Here is a 16,999-nt window from a genome sequence, read left to right on the forward strand (position 1 = left end):
CGCCCCATGGACGCGGTGATCCGCACGGTGGGGCTGCGCAAGTCCTACGGTCGCACGAACGCCCTCGACGGTCTCGACCTCGAGGTGACAGCCGGGGAGATCCACGGCTTCCTGGGCCCGAACGGTGCCGGGAAGTCGACGACGATCCGGATCCTCCTCGGGCTGGCCCGCGCGACCGGCGGAACCGCGACCGTATTCGGCGACGACCCGTGGCGCGACGCGGCCCGGTTGCACCGACGCATCGCCTACGTCCCCGGCGACGTGAACCTATGGCCGGGGCTGTCGGGCGGCGAAGCCATCGACCTGCTCGCGCGGCTGCGCGGCGACGGGCGTTCCGTCGCCTACCGCGACGAGCGGGCGCGACTCCTCGAGGCCTTCGACCTCGACCCGCGCAAGAAGGGCCGCTCGTACTCGAAGGGCAACCGGCAGAAGGTGGCCCTGGTCGCGGCGTTCTCCGTCCCGGCAGATCTGCTCGTGCTGGACGAGCCGACGAGCGGTCTCGATCCGCTCATGGAGGTCGTCTTCCAGCGCGAGGTGCGGCGGGCGCGAGAGCGTGGCGCGGCCGTCCTGTTGTCCAGCCACATCCTCTCGGAGGTCGAGCAGGTCTGCGATCGGGTCAGCATCATCCGCGCCGGACGCATCGTCGACGACGGCACGCTCGACGACCTCCGGCACCTCACCCGCACGCAGGTCTCGTTCGCCGACGCGGGCGGCGACCTGCCGACTCTGCCCGGCGCGCACGAGGTGCAGCGCCGGGACGGGCGCGTGCACCTCACCGTCGACACCGCCGAGGTGGCATCCCTCCTTCCCGCACTCGGGGCACTGGGGATCCAGTCGTTGCGCGTGGAGCCGGCGTCGCTCGAGGAGCTGTTCCTCCGCCATTACGGGTCGCAGCCGTGACCGGGTTCCGGCTGCTCCTGCGTGCGCGATGGCGGCGGGATGCCGTGCAGCTGACGATCTGGATCGCCGGCGCCCTGCTGCTCGCCGCATCGGCGGTGGTCGGGGTGCGCGGCACGTTCCCGGACGAGGCCGACCGCGCCACGCTGCTGGCCACCGCGGTCGCGAACCCCGTGGTGCTGCTGTTCCGCGGCCTGCCGTCGGGCACCGACGAAGCAGCGTTCACCGCTTTCCTCATCCTCCCGTTCGTCGCGCTGCTCGCCGCGCTGATGAGCACGTTCCTGGCCGTGCGGCACACCCGCGGCGACGAGGATGCCGGACGCGCCGAGCTCATCGCGGCCACCCCTGCGGCGCGGACCGTTCCGCTGTCCGCGACCGTGGTGCACGGCATCCTGGCCAACATCGTTCTGGGCGCGCTCGTGACCACGACCTACGTCGCGATCGGGTTCGCGGCGTCCGGGAGCATCCTCATGGGGGCGGCCTCCGCGCTGACGGGCATCGCTTTCCTCGGCGTCGGACTGGTCGCAGCGCAGCTCGCGGCATCCGCACGGACGGCGAACGCGATAGGCGTCTGGGCCGTGCTGCTGTCCTACCTCGCGTGCGGACTTGGCAATGCCCTCGGAACGCCCAGCGGGGATCTGCAACGGATGACGAGCGCCCCGCTGGCGTGGGTGTCGCCGTTCGGGTGGGCCGAGAACACGCGCCCGTACGACTCCGACGCGGCGGGCAGGCTCATTCCGTTCGCCGGGCTGATCGTCGTCGCCCTTGCGCTCGCGTTCGTGCTGTCGGGCGCCCGCGATGTCGGCGGTGCGCTGCTTCCGGCGCGCCGCGGGCGTGCGGTGGCGAGCGTCGCCCTCTCGGGTCCGATCGGGATGGTCTGGCGCGAGGCCCGCAGCTCCCTCCTGGGGTGGGCGGTCGGCGGCGCGATCGTGGGCGTCCTGTCGACGCGCCTCGCATCCGCGATCTCGCAGATCGGCGACACGATCCCGTCCGTGCAGGCGCTGCTGCAGTCCCTCGCGTCTCAGGGCTCGCTCGCGCAGGGAGCCATCGAGGTGTTCTTCACCCTGGCCGGAGTGCTCGCCGCGTGCGCCGGCATCCAGACCGTCCTCCGCGCACGGCAGGACGAGGCGGCAGGTCTCGCCGAACCCGTACGGGCGGCCGGCGTCGGCCCGGTCCGGTGGGCCGGCGCGTACCTGTCCGTGGCGATCCTGGCGGTGGTGTCGTGCCTCGCCGCCGCGACGGCGGGGGCCGCCGTCGGTCAGCTGACGACCGACGCCTCGCAGACGCATCTCATCCGGGATGCCGCCGTGGCGGCGGCAGGGCAGGCGATCGCGGCTCTGACGCTCGTGATCGTCGCGACCCTGGTCGTCGTGATCGCTCCCCGGCTGTCGCTGCCGGTCGGATGGGCGCTGGTGGGCATCGCGACCGTGGTGGGGCTGTTCGGCCCACTGCTCGGACTCTCGGATGCCGCCGTCCACGCCTCACCGTTCGCCGCGGCGCCGCGTATCGACGGCGATTCCCTGGATCTCCGCGGCGGCACCTGGCTCGCCGTCGCGGTGGTCACCGGGGTCGCGCTGCTCGCGGCGGCGGCGCGGCGCCGAGAGCTCGCCCCGGAGCGGTGAGGCGTCGCGAGGTCGTCCCGGGATGCCGAGACTGCACGCACCTGACAAGACCACTGCAGCGTGCAGTGGAGACGTCAGGCGGATGCAGTCTCGCGGCCAACGGCGCGGCAAGGCGGGGTGCGGACCCGGCCGCTACCCCCAGGACTCCAGCGTCGCCGGAACGGATGCCAGCGTCGCCACGGCCGCGTCGCGGTCGGCGCGGGCGAGGGTCAGCGCCGCCACCACGAGCGACGCGCACACGGCGGAGAGGGAGTCCACGGCATCCGGGGCGAGGTCGGGACGCCGGTCGGCCACGGCCGCGCGGATCGCGGATCGCATCTCGGCGGCGTACCCCGACACGAGGGTGCGGACCTCGGCGTCGTCCGACGCGAGCGGCGACGACCCGGCGTTGAGCAGCAGGCAGCCGAGGCGCGCGCGCGGGGAGTCGGCTTCGATGGCGGCGCGCATGTCCTCGATGTACGCCTCGAGCGCGCCGGGGTCTCCCCCGCCGAGAGGACGCAGGCGCGTGCGCACGACATCGTCGAGATACGCCGCGAGGACCGCGTCGAAGAGGCCGCGCTTGCTGCCGAAGGCGTTGTAGATGCTCGACCGCGTGAGTCCGGTCGCGTCTTCGAGTTCGGTGATGCCGGCCTCGGCGTACCCGCGCTGCCAGAACACGTCGCGCGCAGCGTCGATCACCGCGCGACGGTCGAATGTCGGCATCCTGCCCATGGGTTTCCTTCTTCCCGTTCCGGGTCTATATTAGACCGGTCGTTACAAAATAACCACGCAAGGAGAGACATGCGCGCCATCGTGCACCCCCAGTTCGGCGAACCGACCGACGTCCTGAACGTCGAAGAGGTCGAGACCCCCGAGCCCGGCCCCGGCCAGGTGCGGCTGCGCATCCTCCTGTCGCCGATCCACAACCACGACCTGTGGACGATCCGCGGCACCTACGGCTACAAGCCCGAGCTCCCCGCCCGCGCGGGGACCGAGGCCGTCGGCATCGTCGACGCGCTCGGCGAGGGCGTCGAGGGCCTGGAGGTCGGCCAGCGCGTCGCCACCGGCGGCACCTTCGGCGTCTGGGCCGAGTACGTCGTGACCCCCGCTGCGGGCCTGATCCCGGTCGCCGACGCCCTCCCCGACGAGATGGCCGCCCAGCTCGTGTCGATGCCGTTCAGCGCCATCAGCCTGCTGCACTCGCTCGACCTGAAGGCCGGCGACTGGCTCGTGCAGAACACCGCGAACGGCGCCGTGGGGCGCATGGTCGCGCAGATCGCGAAGGCCCGCGGCATCCACGTCCTGGGTCTGGTCCGCCGCCAGAGCGCGGTCGACGAGCTCGCTCAGCAGGGCATCTCGAACGTCGTCTCGACCGACGCCGCCGACTGGCGCGACACGGCCCTCGCGATCATCGACGGCGGACGCGTCGTCGCCGGCGTCGACTCGGTCGGCGGTTCGGCGGCGAACGACGTGCTGTCGCTGCTGTCCGAGAACGGCACGCTCGTCATCTTCGGCTCGATGGGCGAGAGCAAGCTCGAGCTGTCGGCGGGCGACATCATCTTCCGCCAGGCGACCGTGAAGGGCTTCTGGGGAAGCGTCGTCAGCAAGACGATGGATGCCGAGACCCGCGGCGCCCTGTTCGGCGAACTGTCCCGCTACCTCGCCGACGGCACCGTGACGCTCCCCGTCGCGGCGACGTTCGCGCTCGAGGACGTCCGCGACGCCGCCGCCGCGAGCTTCTCGCCGCGCGTGGGCAAGGTGCTGCTGCGCCCGTAAGCCTCCCGGGGGTTCCGCCCTTCACGGTTCAGTGTCCAAGACACGCCGTTGCGCCCGCGCGACATCGGCGTGTCTTGGACACTCGGCGTTTGCGGGCAGGGCACCGCGTCAGGCGAGCAGGCGCTCCAGCACGTCGAGCACGGGACGCTGCCCCTTCACGAGGCGATCACGGGCGGCATCCAGACCCGTCCACTCCGCGCGGTCCACCTCGGGGAACGACGCCGTACGACCCGACCGCGGCGGCCACTCCATCTCGAACTCGCCGAAGACGAATCCGGATGCCTCGAACCCGGTGCCGTCGAGCGCGAACACCACGAGCTTCTTGCTCGAGGTCGCGGCGAACGTCCCAAGCTCGGCCCATTCCCCCGCCGGGGGTTCGAGGCCGAGCTCCTCACGGAACTCGCGGTGCGCGGCATCCCGGGGCTCCTCCGCACCCGGCTCGAACTCGCCCTTCGGAATCGACCACGCGCCGGCGTCCTTGCGCGCCCAGAACGGGCCGCCCATGTGCGCGATCAGCACCTCGAGCGCGGGATGCCGCCGGTACAGCAGCAGCCCCGCGCTCCAGGCGACCATCAGACGCCCGCCGGGACGCGCGCCGCTTCGTCGGCGATCACGTCGGCGCGCTTGCGGAACGTGCGGGCCGTGACCCGGTCGAGCGCGATCTGGCCGCGCATGCGTTCGGCCTTCTCATACAGCGACGGACCGCCGAACCCGGTGAGCACCTTCACGAGCACCGGCAGCAGCTCGATCATGAAGAACAGCGCCGCGATGAGCCAATGCGCCCAGCGGAGCGTCGGCTCGCGTTCGGAGAGGCGCTCGAGAGCCGAGATCTGGCTCAGGAGGCCCACGGCCCCGGCGTTGCCGTTCGCCACCGAGGACGCGCGGTCGTTGTAGGCCGTCAGCGCCGACTCGTACTGGGCACGCGCGGCGGGCAACTGGTCCTCGGCCTGCTGCTTGTTCTGGTCGGCCGAGGCGGCGGCGGCATCGGCACCGGCCGAGTTCGCGGCGGCCAGCGACGTCTGCGCCTGCTGCAGCTGCGCCGACAGGGCGTCGTACGACGACTGGGCCTGAGCGAGCTGCGCCTTCGCGGCCTCCGAGCTGGCACCGTCGCCGGCGACGCCGGTGCACCCCGCGACTTCCCCGGCGCCCTGGCCGGTCAATTCGCACTGGTACACCGCGCGCGCCTGGTCGATCACGGCCTGCTGCGCGGCGAGCTGCTGCGTCAGCTGATCGACCGTCTGCTGGGCGGCCGCGGCCTCGGCGGACGTCGACGAGGTCCCGGCGACGATCCCGGTCGCCGCCTGGTTCTCGAGCGCCGCGACCTGGGCGCTCGCGGCATCCAGGGCCTGCTTCTCGGGACCGTTCGTCACGGCGTCCTGATCGGTGAGCGCCTGCGTGACGTTGGTGGAGTTGACCTCGCGGTTGATGTCGTTCTGGAACACCTGGAGGACGAGCGGCTCCGCCACGACGATGCCGATGAGCGCCGCCATGATGATGCGCGGGAAAGCCAGACCGAGCAGCCGGAAGACGTTCGTGGTCGACCGCATGGTCGACGTGAGGAAGCGGTCGAGGTTGAAGATGATGAGGCCCCACACGAGGGCGAGCGGGATCGCGAGGAAGATGCTGATCCGCACACCCGTGAGGAGCGCGAACATCATCGACAGCGCCGAGACGAGCGCCGTACCCGCGAGCACCAGGAACATCTGCACGAAGCGCGGCACCTCTTCGGGCACCTCGTCGAGCACGTCGTTGTCGGCGCCGCCGAGCACGGCCATGCGCCGCACGAGCGACAGGCTCGGCCGGCGCGGGTCGGCTCGCCGGAGGCGCGGAGGACGAGGGGTGGATGCCACGGGCGCGGGGAACGGCGCCGCCTCGGGGACCACGGGCTCGGGCTCGGCCGCGGGCGGGACGGGTTCGACGGATTCCGGGGCGGAATCGAGGGGGACCGGTGCGCCCACGGGCTGCGGGTCCGCCGCGGACTCGGTGTCTTCGGGCCACTCGAACGGGGCGGTGTCGTCGTCACCGGCGGGCGGTGCACCCCACGGCTCGGTGGGGTCTTCGGAGGTCACGGTGTCGGCCGACGCGTCGGCGTCGTCACGCTGCTGGGCGAGGATGTCGTCGAGGTACTGGGGCTCGCGGTCATCGTCCGTCGTGAACTCGATGCGGCCGTCGGAGCCGAAGCGTCCGGGCCGGTGAGCGGAAAAGGACATTCGCACAGGGTACGACGCGAGTCCTGCCCGCTCCTGAGCGGGGCCTGTGGCCCTGCCGGGGCCCCGCTCAGGGTGAGATCAGACCAGACGCGCCTTCGGCGACACCTCGTAGGTGTTCTCGGGATCGGCGAACACGGCGTCGCCGAGGGCCGTGTCGATCGCCGCGAGCGTGTCGGCGTCGAGCGTGACGCCCGAGGCCTTCACGGTGTCGGCGAGCTGCTCCGGACGCGACGCGCCGACGAGCGCGGCCGCGATGTTGGGGTTCTGCAGCACCCACGCGATCGCGAGCTGCGGCATGCTGAGCCCCGCCTCGTCGGCGATCGGCTTCAGGCGCTGGACGGCCTCGAGCACGTCGTCGCGGAGGAACCGCTTGATGAAGTTCGCCCCGCTCTTCTCATCGGTCGCGCGTGAACCGTCGGGCACCGGCTGACCCGGCAGGTACTTGCCGCTGAGCACGCCCTGCGCCATCGGCGACCAGACGATCTGCGAGATGCCGAGCTCTTCGCTGGTCGGCACGACCTTGCCCTCGATCACACGCCAGAGCATGGAGTACTGCGGCTGGTTCGAGATGAGCTGGATGCCGAGCTGCTTCGCCAGCGCGTGTCCGTCGCGGAGCTGCTCGGCGGTCCACTCGGAGACGCCGATGTAGAGCGCCTTGCCCTGACGCACGATGTCGGCGAAGGCCTGGAACGTCTCTTCGAGGGGCGTCTCGTAGTCGAAGCGGTGCGCCTGGTAGAGGTCGACGTAATCGGTGCCGAGGCGCTTCAGGGAGCCGTTGATCGAGTCCATGATGTGCTTCCGGCTGAGGCCGGTGTCATTGGGCCCCATGGGACCGGTGGGGAAGTACACCTTCGTGAAGATCTCGAGCGACTCGCGGCGCTGCCCCTCGAGGGCCTTGCCGAGCACGAGTTCCGCCGCGGTGTTGGCGTACGTGTCCGCGGTGTCGAACGTCGTGATGCCCGCGTCGAGGGCGGCGTGCACCGTCTTGATCGCGGCGTCGTCACCGACCTGCGAACCGTGGGTCACCCAGTTGCCGAGGGTGATCTCCGAGATCTTGAATCCACTGTTTCCGAGGTAGCGATAACCGACCATGGCTCAACGCTATCGGCGGCATCCGACATCGGGGGCCGCGCTGACCGGATAGCCGCCGGACCCGACAGAACCATCCCTCAGCCGACCGGCGTCTCCGCGGCGGCGGCTTCGTCCTCTTCGGTCGCGACGAGCTGACCGCACGCCCCGTCGATCTCTTTGCCGCGGGTGTCGCGGAGGGTCGTCGGGATGCCCGCGTCGTTCAGACGCCGCACGAACTCGTTCTGCACGGGGATCTCGGAGGCCGTCCAGATCGAGCCCGGGGTCGGGTTCAGCGGGATGGGGTTCACGTGCACCCAGCCGCGACCGCGGGCGTTGAGCTTCTCGGCCAGCAGGTCGGCGCGCCACGCGTGGTCGTTCATGTCCTTGATCAGGGCGTATTCGATCGAGACGCGGCGCCCGGTCTTGTCGAAGTAGGCGCGGGCGGCATCCAGGGCCTCGTCGACCTTCCAGCGGGAGTTCACCGGGATCAGCTCGTCGCGCAGGTGATCGTCGGGCGCGTGCAGCGACAGGGCGAAGGTCACCGGGATGTTCTCGTCGGCGAGCTTCTTGATCGCCGGGACGAGCCCCACGGTCGAGACGGTGATCCCGCGGGCGCTCATGCCCAGCCCGTGCTCCTTGTCGACCATCACGCGGACGGCCTGCATCACGCGGGCGTAGTTGGCGAGCGGCTCGCCCATGCCCATGAAGACGATGTTGGAGACGCGGTCGAGGGAGTGATCGTCACGCTTCTTCCCGCCGAGGCCTCCCGCGGCGATGAGGGCATTGGCGCGCACGATCTGCTCGATGATCTCGGCCGCCGACATGTTGCGGGTGAGGCCCGCCTGGCCGGTGGCGCAGAAGGGGCAGTTCATGCCGCACCCGGCCTGGCTCGAGACGCACAGCGTGATGCGGCCGGGGTAGCGCATGAGCACCGACTCGACGAGCGCGCCGTCGTGCAGCTTCCAGAGGAACTTGATCGTGTCGCCGCGGTCGGTCTCGAGGCGGCGCACCTCGGTCAGCAGGGGCGGGAGCATCCCCGCGACCAGCTCGTCGCGACCGGATGCCGGAAGGTCGGTCATCGCGGCCGCGTCGGACGTGTAGTGGGTGAAGTAGTGCTTCTCGAGCTGCTTCGCCCGGAACCCGGGGAGCCCGAGCTCCTTCACCTTCGCCACGCGTTCCTCGGCGGTGAGGTCGGCGAGGTGCACGGGCGGCTTGCCGCGCTTGGGGCTGGCGAACTGCAGCAGCGGACGGCCGGTCTCGTCCTTGGCCTGCTGCCAGCCCTCCGTGGCGGGACGGACCTGACGCGGCTTCGTCTCGCGGACGGCGGTGTCGGCCGGGGCCCCCGCGGGGCGCGCCTGCCGGGGCGTGGTGGAGCGCACGGGGGGCTGATCGGTCATGGGTTCCAGGGTACCGGGGTGCGCCTGCGCCGAGGCTGGGCGCTGCGCGGTCGCTTCAGCCCCCGCGCGCAACGGCACCTTCCGTTGCCCCGGATGGTCGCCGCGGGCGCGGCCGGGCGACGAATCGGGGCAACTCACCCGGGACGCCACCGCCTTAAACTGCATCCCATGCCCGGTGCCGGTGACGTCTCCCTCCCGCCCGGCGGCGTCCAGAGGCTTCTGAACAACAACGTCGTCGTGTCGATCGACGCCGACGGCCGCGAACGCGTGCTGATGGGCCGGGGCATCGGGTTCCAGCTCAAGCACGATGGGCGCATCGACCCCGCGAAGGTCGAGAAGACGTTCGTGCTCGACCAGGCCACCGACACCGCGCACGCGCGGAAGCTCCTCACCGACGCGCCCTACACGCTCGTGCAGGCCGTGCTGCGGGCGGTCGACGAGGCCGAGCGCGAACTCGGCCGCGACCTCGGCCGGCGATTCCCCCTCGCCGTCATCGACCACGTGCACTACGTCGTGGAGCGCCTCGACCAGGGCATCCGCATCCCCGGCACCTCGATGCCCGAACTGCGCATCCTCCACCCCGACGAGTCGCGCGTCGCCGAGCACATGGCCACGTCGATCGCGGCATCCCTCGAGCGGGATCTCCCGCCCGAGGAGGGCGTGTTCCTGACGATGCACCTGCTGAACGCGACGCGCGACGAGCCCAACGGCACCGCGGCGCTGCTCTTCCGGCGCGTGCAGCACGTCGTCCGCACGGTCGAGACGGGGCTCGGCACGGCGCTCGACACCGACAGCGCCGACTACGCGCGGTTCATCCTGCACGTGCGGTTCCTGCTGCAGCGCCTGGTGGATCGCACCATGCTCGCCAGCGGCGACTCGTCGTTCTTCGAGTTCGCCAAGCACCGCTATCCGCGCTCGTACGACATCGCCGAGGCGGTGAAGGCGTACGTCCTCGCGGCGACGGGCTCGGCCCTCACCGACGAGGAGGTGCTGTACATGATCGTCCACGTCGAGCGGCTCGCGACGAGCATGGGTCGCGGCGACGACGGTGGCGACCCCTCCGCGCCGATGCTATAGTCGCTGCCGCAGGCCTCACGGCCCGCCGACGAATCTGGATTGTTACCGCGCGAGCGGGCAAGACCTGAACTCACATCGCTGACGAGCGATGAACGGGTTCGGGTCTTTTTTATTGCCCGAAACAGGCCGGAGACGTCGACACAGAACATTCGACAGGCCGCATCGATGCGGTGGAAGGCAGGCGGTTCCGATGGCGGATCACGCGAAGACGGCGGCGGGGGTCCTCGCCGGTGTCGGTGGAGAGAGCAACGTCCAATCCCTCGTGCACTGCGCGACGAGGCTCCGGTTCGTCCTGAAGGACGAGAGCAAGGCGGATGCCGCGGCGATCCGCGCCGTGCCCGGCGTCATCACCACGGCCCAGGCGGGCGGCCAGTACCAGGTCGTCATCGGCAACGACGTGCCCGACGTGTACGCGGCGATCCAGTCACAGACGAAGGTCGGCGGCGACGCCGGGGCCGAGGAGGGCCCGAAGGGCAACCTCTTCAACCGCTTCATCAAGATGATCTCGGCGATCTTCACGCCGATCCTGTGGGCCCTGGCCGGCACCGGGCTCCTGAAGGCGTTCCTCGCCGCGGCCGTGACCTTCGGCTGGATGGATGCCACGACCACCACCTACACGATCCTCAACGCGCTGTCCGACGCGCTGATCAACTTCCTGCCGCTGGCGCTCGCGATCACCGCGGCCCGCTACTTCAAGGCGTCGGAGTTCACGTCGTTCGCGATCGCCGGAGCGCTGGTGTACCCGTCGATCACGGCGCTCACCGGCGCCCCGGACGTCACCTTCTTCGGCATCCCGGTGACGATGGTGAGCTACGTCTCCAGCGTCATCCCGGTCATCATCATCGTGTGGCTGCAGAGCCACGCCGAGCGCTTCCTGCTGAAGGTGCTGCCCGGCGCGGTGCGCCGCTTCGTCACCCCCATGATCGTCGTGCTGGTGGCCGTGCCGCTGGTGTTCGTCGTCATCGGACCGCTCTCCGCGCTCCTCGGCGGCGGCCTCGCCTCGGGCATCGGCTGGGTCTTCGAGACCGTGCCGTGGCTCGGCGGCGCGATCATGGGCGGTCTGTGGCAGGTCTTCGTGATCTTCGGTCTGCACTGGGGCCTGGTGCCGCTGTTCCAGCTCGAGTACCAGACCACCGGCATGATCCTGCTCATCGGCCCGGTGTTCGCCGCGGTGCTGGCCCAGGCCGCCGCCGTCGCCGGTGTGCTGGTGCGCTCGCGCAACAAGAACCTGCGCTCGCTCGCGGCGCCCGCCACCCTGTCCGGCTTCCTCGCCGGCATCACCGAGCCCGCGATCTACGGCATCAACCTGCCGCTGAAGCGCCCCTTCGCGTTCGGTGTCGTCGGTGGCGCCCTCGGCGGCGCGCTCATCGCGATGGGCGGGGTCTTCTCGAAGGCGTTCGTCGTCCCGTCGGGCCTCGCGCTTCCGGCGCTGCTCGGCAACGGCAACATGGTCATGCTCGCCATCGGCCTCGCGGTCGCGGTCGTCGTTCCGTTCCTGCTCACGGTGCTCATCGGCTTCAAGGACCCGGTCGACGAGGCCGCCCCCGCCGCGCCGGCCGCGGCGACCGACACCGTGGTGCTCAACCCGGTCGACGGCTCCGTCGTCGCCCTCAGCGAGGTTCCGGATGCCGCCTTCGCGGACGGTTCGCTCGGCAAGGGCGTCGCGGTCCGCCCGACCTCCGGCGCCGTGTACGCCCCGTTCGACGCGACCGTCGTCGCGGCGTTCCCGACCGGTCACGCGGTCGGTCTGCGCGGCGTCGACGGTGTCGAACTGCTGATCCACGTGGGCCTGGACACCGTCAAGCTCGGCGGCGAGCACTTCTCGCTGAAGGTCTCGTCGGGCCAGCAGGTGAAAGCCGGCGACCTCCTGGTGGAGTTCGACGGCGACGCGATCGAGCGCGCCGGCTACGACCTGATCACCCCGGTCATCGTGACCAACGGCGACCTCTACCCCGACGTCGCCGACGTGGCATCCGGACCGCTCTCGCACGGCGAGACCCTCTTCCGCGCCGTGTCGGTCGACTCTCTTTCCGCCACCCGTTGATCCCCTGGGAGAACCACGCATGAGCAACACCCCCTTCCCCGACGGCTTCCTCTGGGGCGGCGCCACCGCCGCCAACCAGATCGAGGGCGCGTACGACGAAGGCGGCAAGGGTCTCTCGGTGCAGGACGTGATGCCCAACGGCATCTCGGGTCCGCGCACCGAGCGCCCGACGCCCGACAACCTCAAGCTCGTCGGCATCGACCACTACCACCGCTACGCCGAGGACATCGCGCTCTTCGCCGAGATGGGCTTCTCGGTCTACCGCTTCTCGATCGCGTGGAGCCGGATCTTCCCGAACGGCGACGAGACCGAGCCGAACGAGGAGGGCCTGGCGTTCTACGACCGGGTGCTCGACGAACTCGAGAAGCACGGCATCGAGCCGCTCGTGACGATCTCGCACTACGAGACGCCGCTGCACCTGGCCGAGCAGTACGGCGGCTGGACGAGCCGCGCGCTCATCGGCTTCTACGAGCGCTACGCCCGGACCCTCTTCGAGCGGTTCGGCGCCCGCGTGAAGTACTGGCTGACGTTCAACGAGATCAACTCGCTGCTGCACGCCCCGTTCATGAGCGGCGGCATCCCCCTCCCCGAGGGCGGCGTGCCGAAGAGCGAGCTGTACCAGGCGATGCACCACGAGCTCGTGGCATCCGCCCGGGCCACCCGCATCGCCCGCGAGGTCGCCCCCCGGGCGCAGGTGGGCTGCATGGTGCTGTCGATGCCGATCTACCCGTTGACGCCCTCCCCGGCCGATGCGGTCGCGGTGATGGATGCCGACCACGGCAACCTCGTCTACGGCGATGTCCACACCCGCGGCGAATACCCCGGCTACTTCCTGCGCCGCCTGCGCGAGGAGGGCATCGCGCTCGACATCACCGACGAGGACCGCGCCGACCTGAAGAACACGGTCGACTTCGTCTCGTTCAGCTACTACATGTCGATCGCCGAGACCGCCGACCCTTCGCTGCGCGCCGCCGGCGAGGGCAACATCATGGGCGGCGTGCCGAACCCGACCCTCCCGGCGAGCGAGTGGGGCTGGCAGATCGACCCGGTGGGCCTGCGCCTGGTGCTCAACCAGTTCTGGGACCGCTGGCAGAAGCCGCTGTTCATCGTCGAGAACGGGCTGGGCGCCCGCGACCAGCTCGTCGAGGTCGACGGAGAGAAGACGGTCGTCGACGACTACCGCATCGCGTACCTCAACGACCACCTCGTGCAGGTGGGCGAGGCGCTCGAAGACGGCGTCGACGTGCTCGGGTACACCTCGTGGGGCTGCATCGACATCGTCAGCGCCAGCACGGCACAGCTGAGCAAGCGATACGGTTTCATCTACGTCGACCGCAACGACGACGGCTCCGGAACCCTCGATCGGTACCGGAAGAAGTCGTTCCACTGGTACGCCGACGTCATCCGGACCAACGGCGCGTCCCTGACCCGCTGATCCCCATCGATCGGGTCGGCCCCGGACCCTCGCGGTCCGGGGCCGACCCGCGGAGAAACGCATGACCCGCATCGCCTTCCTCGACGTCGACGGCACGATCCTCGAGCACGGCTCGGCGATCGCCCCCTCGACGGTGACCGCCATCCGCCAGGCCCGCGCGAACGGCCACCTCGTGTGGCTGTGCACGGGGCGCGCCGAGGGCGACATCCACCCCGACGTCATCGCCATCGGCTTCGACGGCGCGATCAGCAACGGCGGCGCGTACGCCACGCGCAACGGAGAGACGGTCGTCTCCCACCCGATGCGCCGGGACGACGTGGCGGCGATCGAGGACTACTTCGCCGCCCATGGCATCCACTACTTCCTCCAGACGCACGAGGCGGTGTTCGCCTCTCCCGGCATCGAGCCCGTGATGCGCGAGTACGTGCAGAAGCGCCTCGCCGAGCGGGCCGCCGAACTCGCCGCCCTCGGGCACCCCGCCCCCACGGGGGGCCCGATCCCGCGCACCCGGCCGCTGGCCGAGGTCGACCGCGACCGCGTCGCGAAGGCCGTGTTCATCAGCCCCGCACCCGACACCGTCGCGCACGGCGCCGCCGAGCTGGGTGAGCGCTTCCACGTCATCCCGGGCTCGATCCCGCTGCCCGGCGGCTCCAACGGCGAGATCGGTCTCGCCGGGGTCACCAAGGGCTCCGCGATCCTCGAGGTGCTCACGATGCTCGGACTCGATGCGGCGGATGCCATCGGCATCGGCGACAGCTGGAACGACGTCGAGATGTTCGAGGTCGTCGGCACCCCGGTGGCGATGGGCAACGCGGTGCCCGAGCTGCAGCGTCTCGCCGGCCGCGTGACCACCGCGGTGCTGGAGGACGGCGTGCACAACGCCTTCGCCGAGCTCGGCCTGATCTGACACCGCACCCGCACCCGGCGCCCGCGCCCGCACCCGCACCCGCAGCCGCACCCGCACCCGCACCCGCACCCGCACCACAGCGATAAACGGCATCGGCGGCGAGAAACAAGGCGTCGTCGCGTTTCTCGCCGCCGATACCGTTTCTCGGCGAAGCAGCGCAGCTCGGCGCAGCGCAGGCGCACGCCGCGCGCGCCCGCGCAGCCCTCAGTCCAGGAAGATGTCGGGGTACAGCGCGGCGTCGGGGGTGCCGGGAACGGCCGCGTATCCCGAGAAGTCGGTGACGCCCGCGGCCTCCAGCACGTCCTCGACGATCAGCGTCTGCCCGGTGAGCTCCCGTGAGGGAGCGCACAGCACCTCGTACGCGGCGTCCGCGTAGATCTCCGGCGTCCGCGACACGGCCATGAGCCGGTCGCCGCCGATGACGTTCTGCACCGCCGCGGTCGCGATCGTCGTGCGCGGCCAGAGGGTGTTGGCGGCGATCCCGTCGCTCGCGAACTCCGAGGCGAGGCCGAGGGTCGCCATCGTCATGCCGAACTTCGCCATGCTGTACCCGGTGTGCGCGCCGAGCCACTTCGCCGTGACGTTCAGCGGCGGCGACAACGACAGGATGTGCGGATTCGCCGCCTCGCGCAGCTGCGGGATCGCAGCCCGCGAGAGCAGGAACGTGCCGCGCACGTTGACGTCCTGCATGAGGTCGTACTTCTTGGTGGCGAGATCGAGCGAGCCCGACAGGTCGATCACGCTGGCGTTGTTCACGACGATGTCGATGCCGCCGAACTCCCCGACCGTCCGCATGACGGCTTCGGTGATGGATGCCTCGTCCCGCACGTCGCCGACGATGGGCAACGCCCGACCGCCCGCGGCGCGGATGGCGTCGGCCGCGGTGTGGATGGTGCCCTCGAGCTTCGGGTGGGGGGTGTCGGTCTTGGCCAGCAGGGCGACGTTCGCCCCGTCGCGCGCGGCCCGCAGCGCGATCGCGAGGCCGATGCCGCGGCTCCCGCCCGACATCAGGATGGTCTTGCCGTTCAGCGTCACGAGCGTCCCTTCGCGGAGGCGGCGGCGAACGCGGCGACCCGCGCCCGCGCCTCGGGGGTGTCGAATGCGGCGCCGATCGTGGCGGCCTCGTCGGCGAGGTTGTCGGCGAACGTGCGACCGGCGCCCGCACGCACCAACCTCGTCGCCTGCCCGAAGGCCGCTGTCGCCCCGTCGAGCCAGAAGCGCGCGATCTCCTCGACCCGCGCCGAAAGATCGGTGGATGCCACGACCTCGGCCACCAGTCCCCAGTCGAGGGCTTCGGCGGCGTCGAGCATGCGGTCCTGCAGCAGCAGCTGCAGTGCCCGGCGCTGTCCGATCGCCGCCGGGAGCAGCGTCGAGACACCGAGATCCGGGGTGAGCCCGATGTTCGCGTATCGGGACACGAACCGCGCGTTCTCGCTCGCGACGACGTAGTCGGCCGTGAGCATCAGTCCGAGTCCCCCGCCGGCCACCGCTCCGTGCACGGCGGCGACCATCGGCAGCGGCGCTTCGGCGAAGGTCCGGATGCCGTCGTGGATCGCCGTCGCCGTCTCGGTCACCTCGGCACCGGACGCTCCGGTCGTCGCCATCGCCACGACGTCGCCGCCCGCGCAGAACGCGGGGCCCGTGGCATCCAGGATCACCGCTCCCACCGTCGTGTCGGAGGTGACCTCGTGGGCGACCTCGCGCCAGCGGCGGGCCATGGGGAAGTCCATCGCGTTCAGCGAGGCGGGACGGTCGAAGGTGACACGGGCCAGCCCCGCGTCGATGGAGAGCAGGATGCCGTCGGTCATTTCGGCGCCATCCGGATCGCGCCATCGAGGCGGATCGTCTCGCCGTTCAGGTAGCCGTTGTCGACGATCGCGAGCACGAGCCGCGCGTACTCATCGGGCGCGCCCAGGCGCGAGGGGTACGGCACCTGCTGACCGAGCGAGTCCTGCGCCGCCTGCGGGAGGCCCTTCAGCATCGGGGTCTCCATGATGCCGGGGGCGATCGTGACGACTCGGATGCCGTGGCGCGCGAGCTCGCGGGCGATGGGGAGCGTCATCGCGTGCACGCCGCCCTTGCTCGCCGAATACGCGGGCTGGCCGATCTGCCCGTCGAAGGCCGCGACGCTGGCGGTGTTGACGATGACGCCGCGATCCCCGCTCTCCGTCGGCTCGGAGGCGGCCATCAGCGCCGACGTCTGGGCGATCACGTTGTACGTGCCGACGAGGTTGATGCGGACGAGCCGTTCGAAGTCCGCCAGCGGCGTGGGCTTCAGGTCGCGGTCGAGCACCTTCGCCGGCGGCGCGATCCCCGCGCAGTTCACGACGACTCTCAACGGCGCGACGGACGCCGCGCGCGCCGCGGCGGCGGCGACCTGTTCGGCGTCGGTGACGTCGGCGGCCGCGAACGCGCCCCCGAACCCGGCGGCGACGGTGTCGCCGGCCGAGGACGGCAGATCGATGATCGTCACGTGGGCGCCCGCATCGGCGAGGCGCCGCGCGGTGGCGAGGCCGAGCCCCGAGGCCCCTCCGGTGACGAGGGCTGATGCACCCGCGATGTCCATGCGTTCTCCTTCGAAGCA

15 protein-coding genes are annotated in these 16,999 nt (G+C 70.9%); 7 read left to right on the plus strand and 8 right to left on the minus strand.

Going from position 1 to position 16,999, the window contains the following annotated elements; all coding sequences use genetic code 11:
• The first annotated feature begins 6 nt into the window (after positions 1-6).
• Both BGO45_RS08275 and BGO45_RS08280 read left to right on the plus strand, forming a co-directional pair.
• On the plus strand, positions 7-900 hold the full coding sequence (locus BGO45_RS08275) for an ABC transporter ATP-binding protein (RefSeq protein WP_292692601.1): 894 nt from the start codon (positions 7-9) through the stop codon (positions 898-900).
• Entirely contained in the window at positions 897-2,519 is a 1,623-nt protein-coding gene (locus BGO45_RS08280; protein WP_292692604.1) for a polyketide antibiotic transporter, read from the plus strand. The genes BGO45_RS08275 and BGO45_RS08280 overlap by 4 nt, the downstream gene beginning before the upstream one ends.
• Positions 2,520-2,651: 132 nt before the next feature.
• Here the strand turns inward: BGO45_RS08280 and BGO45_RS08285 are convergent, their stop codons facing one another.
• Positions 2,652-3,230 (minus strand): TetR/AcrR family transcriptional regulator, encoded by a 579-nt coding sequence (locus BGO45_RS08285; RefSeq protein ID WP_292692607.1) that lies wholly within the window; start codon positions 3,228-3,230, stop codon positions 2,652-2,654.
• A gap of 69 nt (positions 3,231-3,299) precedes the next feature.
• Between BGO45_RS08285 and BGO45_RS08290 the strand changes: the two genes are divergently transcribed.
• Entirely contained in the window at positions 3,300-4,274 is a 975-nt protein-coding gene (locus BGO45_RS08290; protein ID WP_292692610.1) for a zinc-binding dehydrogenase, read from the plus strand.
• A gap of 108 nt (positions 4,275-4,382) precedes the next feature.
• Here the strand turns inward: BGO45_RS08290 and BGO45_RS08295 are convergent, their stop codons facing one another.
• From BGO45_RS08295 to rlmN, 4 genes are all read right to left on the minus strand, one after another.
• A complete protein-coding gene (locus tag BGO45_RS08295; protein ID WP_292692613.1) occupies positions 4,383-4,847 on the minus strand; it encodes an NUDIX domain-containing protein in 465 nt (154 codons plus the stop codon).
• Positions 4,847-6,484 carry a DUF4407 domain-containing protein gene (locus BGO45_RS08300; protein WP_292692616.1) on the minus strand — a complete coding sequence of 546 codons (1,638 nt, stop codon included), beginning with the start codon at positions 6,482-6,484 and terminating at the stop codon, positions 4,847-4,849. The genes BGO45_RS08295 and BGO45_RS08300 overlap by 1 nt, the downstream gene beginning before the upstream one ends.
• A gap of 78 nt (positions 6,485-6,562) precedes the next feature.
• A complete protein-coding gene (locus tag BGO45_RS08305) occupies positions 6,563-7,576 on the minus strand; it encodes an aldo/keto reductase family protein (protein ID WP_076493383.1) in 1,014 nt (337 codons plus the stop codon).
• 77 nt (positions 7,577-7,653) lie between these two features.
• Entirely contained in the window at positions 7,654-8,952 is a 1,299-nt protein-coding gene (gene rlmN, locus BGO45_RS08310) for a 23S rRNA (adenine(2503)-C(2))-methyltransferase RlmN (RefSeq protein WP_292692622.1), read from the minus strand.
• A 168-nt stretch (positions 8,953-9,120) separates the two neighbouring features.
• Here rlmN and BGO45_RS08315 point away from each other — a divergent pair, with 168 nt between their 5' ends.
• The 4 genes from BGO45_RS08315 (at position 9,121) to BGO45_RS08330 (ending at position 14,415) form a co-directional block, all read left to right on the plus strand.
• Positions 9,121-10,029 carry a PRD domain-containing protein gene (locus tag BGO45_RS08315; RefSeq protein WP_292692624.1) on the plus strand — a complete coding sequence of 303 codons (909 nt, stop codon included), beginning with the start codon at positions 9,121-9,123 and terminating at the stop codon, positions 10,027-10,029.
• A gap of 190 nt (positions 10,030-10,219) precedes the next feature.
• A complete protein-coding gene (locus tag BGO45_RS08320) occupies positions 10,220-12,073 on the plus strand; it encodes a beta-glucoside-specific PTS transporter subunit IIABC (RefSeq protein WP_292692627.1) in 1,854 nt (617 codons plus the stop codon).
• A 19-nt stretch (positions 12,074-12,092) separates the two neighbouring features.
• Positions 12,093-13,508: a glycoside hydrolase family 1 protein gene (locus BGO45_RS08325; protein WP_292692630.1), complete on the plus strand. Its 1,416-nt coding sequence runs from the start codon at positions 12,093-12,095 to the stop codon at positions 13,506-13,508.
• Positions 13,509-13,569: 61 nt separating this feature from the next.
• Positions 13,570-14,415 carry an HAD family hydrolase gene (locus BGO45_RS08330; RefSeq protein WP_292692632.1) on the plus strand — a complete coding sequence of 282 codons (846 nt, stop codon included), beginning with the start codon at positions 13,570-13,572 and terminating at the stop codon, positions 14,413-14,415.
• 204 nt (positions 14,416-14,619) lie between these two features.
• Here the strand turns inward: BGO45_RS08330 and BGO45_RS08335 are convergent, their stop codons facing one another.
• The 3 genes from BGO45_RS08335 to BGO45_RS08345 are packed head-to-tail and all read right to left on the minus strand — an operon-like array spanning position 14,620 to position 16,981.
• Positions 14,620-15,450: an NAD(P)-dependent oxidoreductase gene (locus tag BGO45_RS08335; RefSeq protein ID WP_292692634.1), complete on the minus strand. Its 831-nt coding sequence runs from the start codon at positions 15,448-15,450 to the stop codon at positions 14,620-14,622.
• Positions 15,447-16,223, minus strand: a complete 777-nt coding sequence (locus tag BGO45_RS08340; RefSeq protein WP_076493368.1) for an enoyl-CoA hydratase/isomerase family protein — start codon at positions 16,221-16,223, stop codon at positions 15,447-15,449. Before BGO45_RS08340 ends, BGO45_RS08335 begins: the two co-directional genes overlap by 4 nt.
• A complete protein-coding gene (locus tag BGO45_RS08345) occupies positions 16,220-16,981 on the minus strand; it encodes an SDR family NAD(P)-dependent oxidoreductase (RefSeq protein ID WP_292692636.1) in 762 nt (253 codons plus the stop codon). The genes BGO45_RS08340 and BGO45_RS08345 overlap by 4 nt, the downstream gene beginning before the upstream one ends.
• Positions 16,982-16,999 lie beyond the last annotated feature (18 nt).

Source organism: Microbacterium sp. 71-36 (genome assembly GCF_001898305.1).
Taxonomy (GTDB): Bacteria; Actinomycetota; Actinomycetes; order Actinomycetales; family Microbacteriaceae; genus Microbacterium.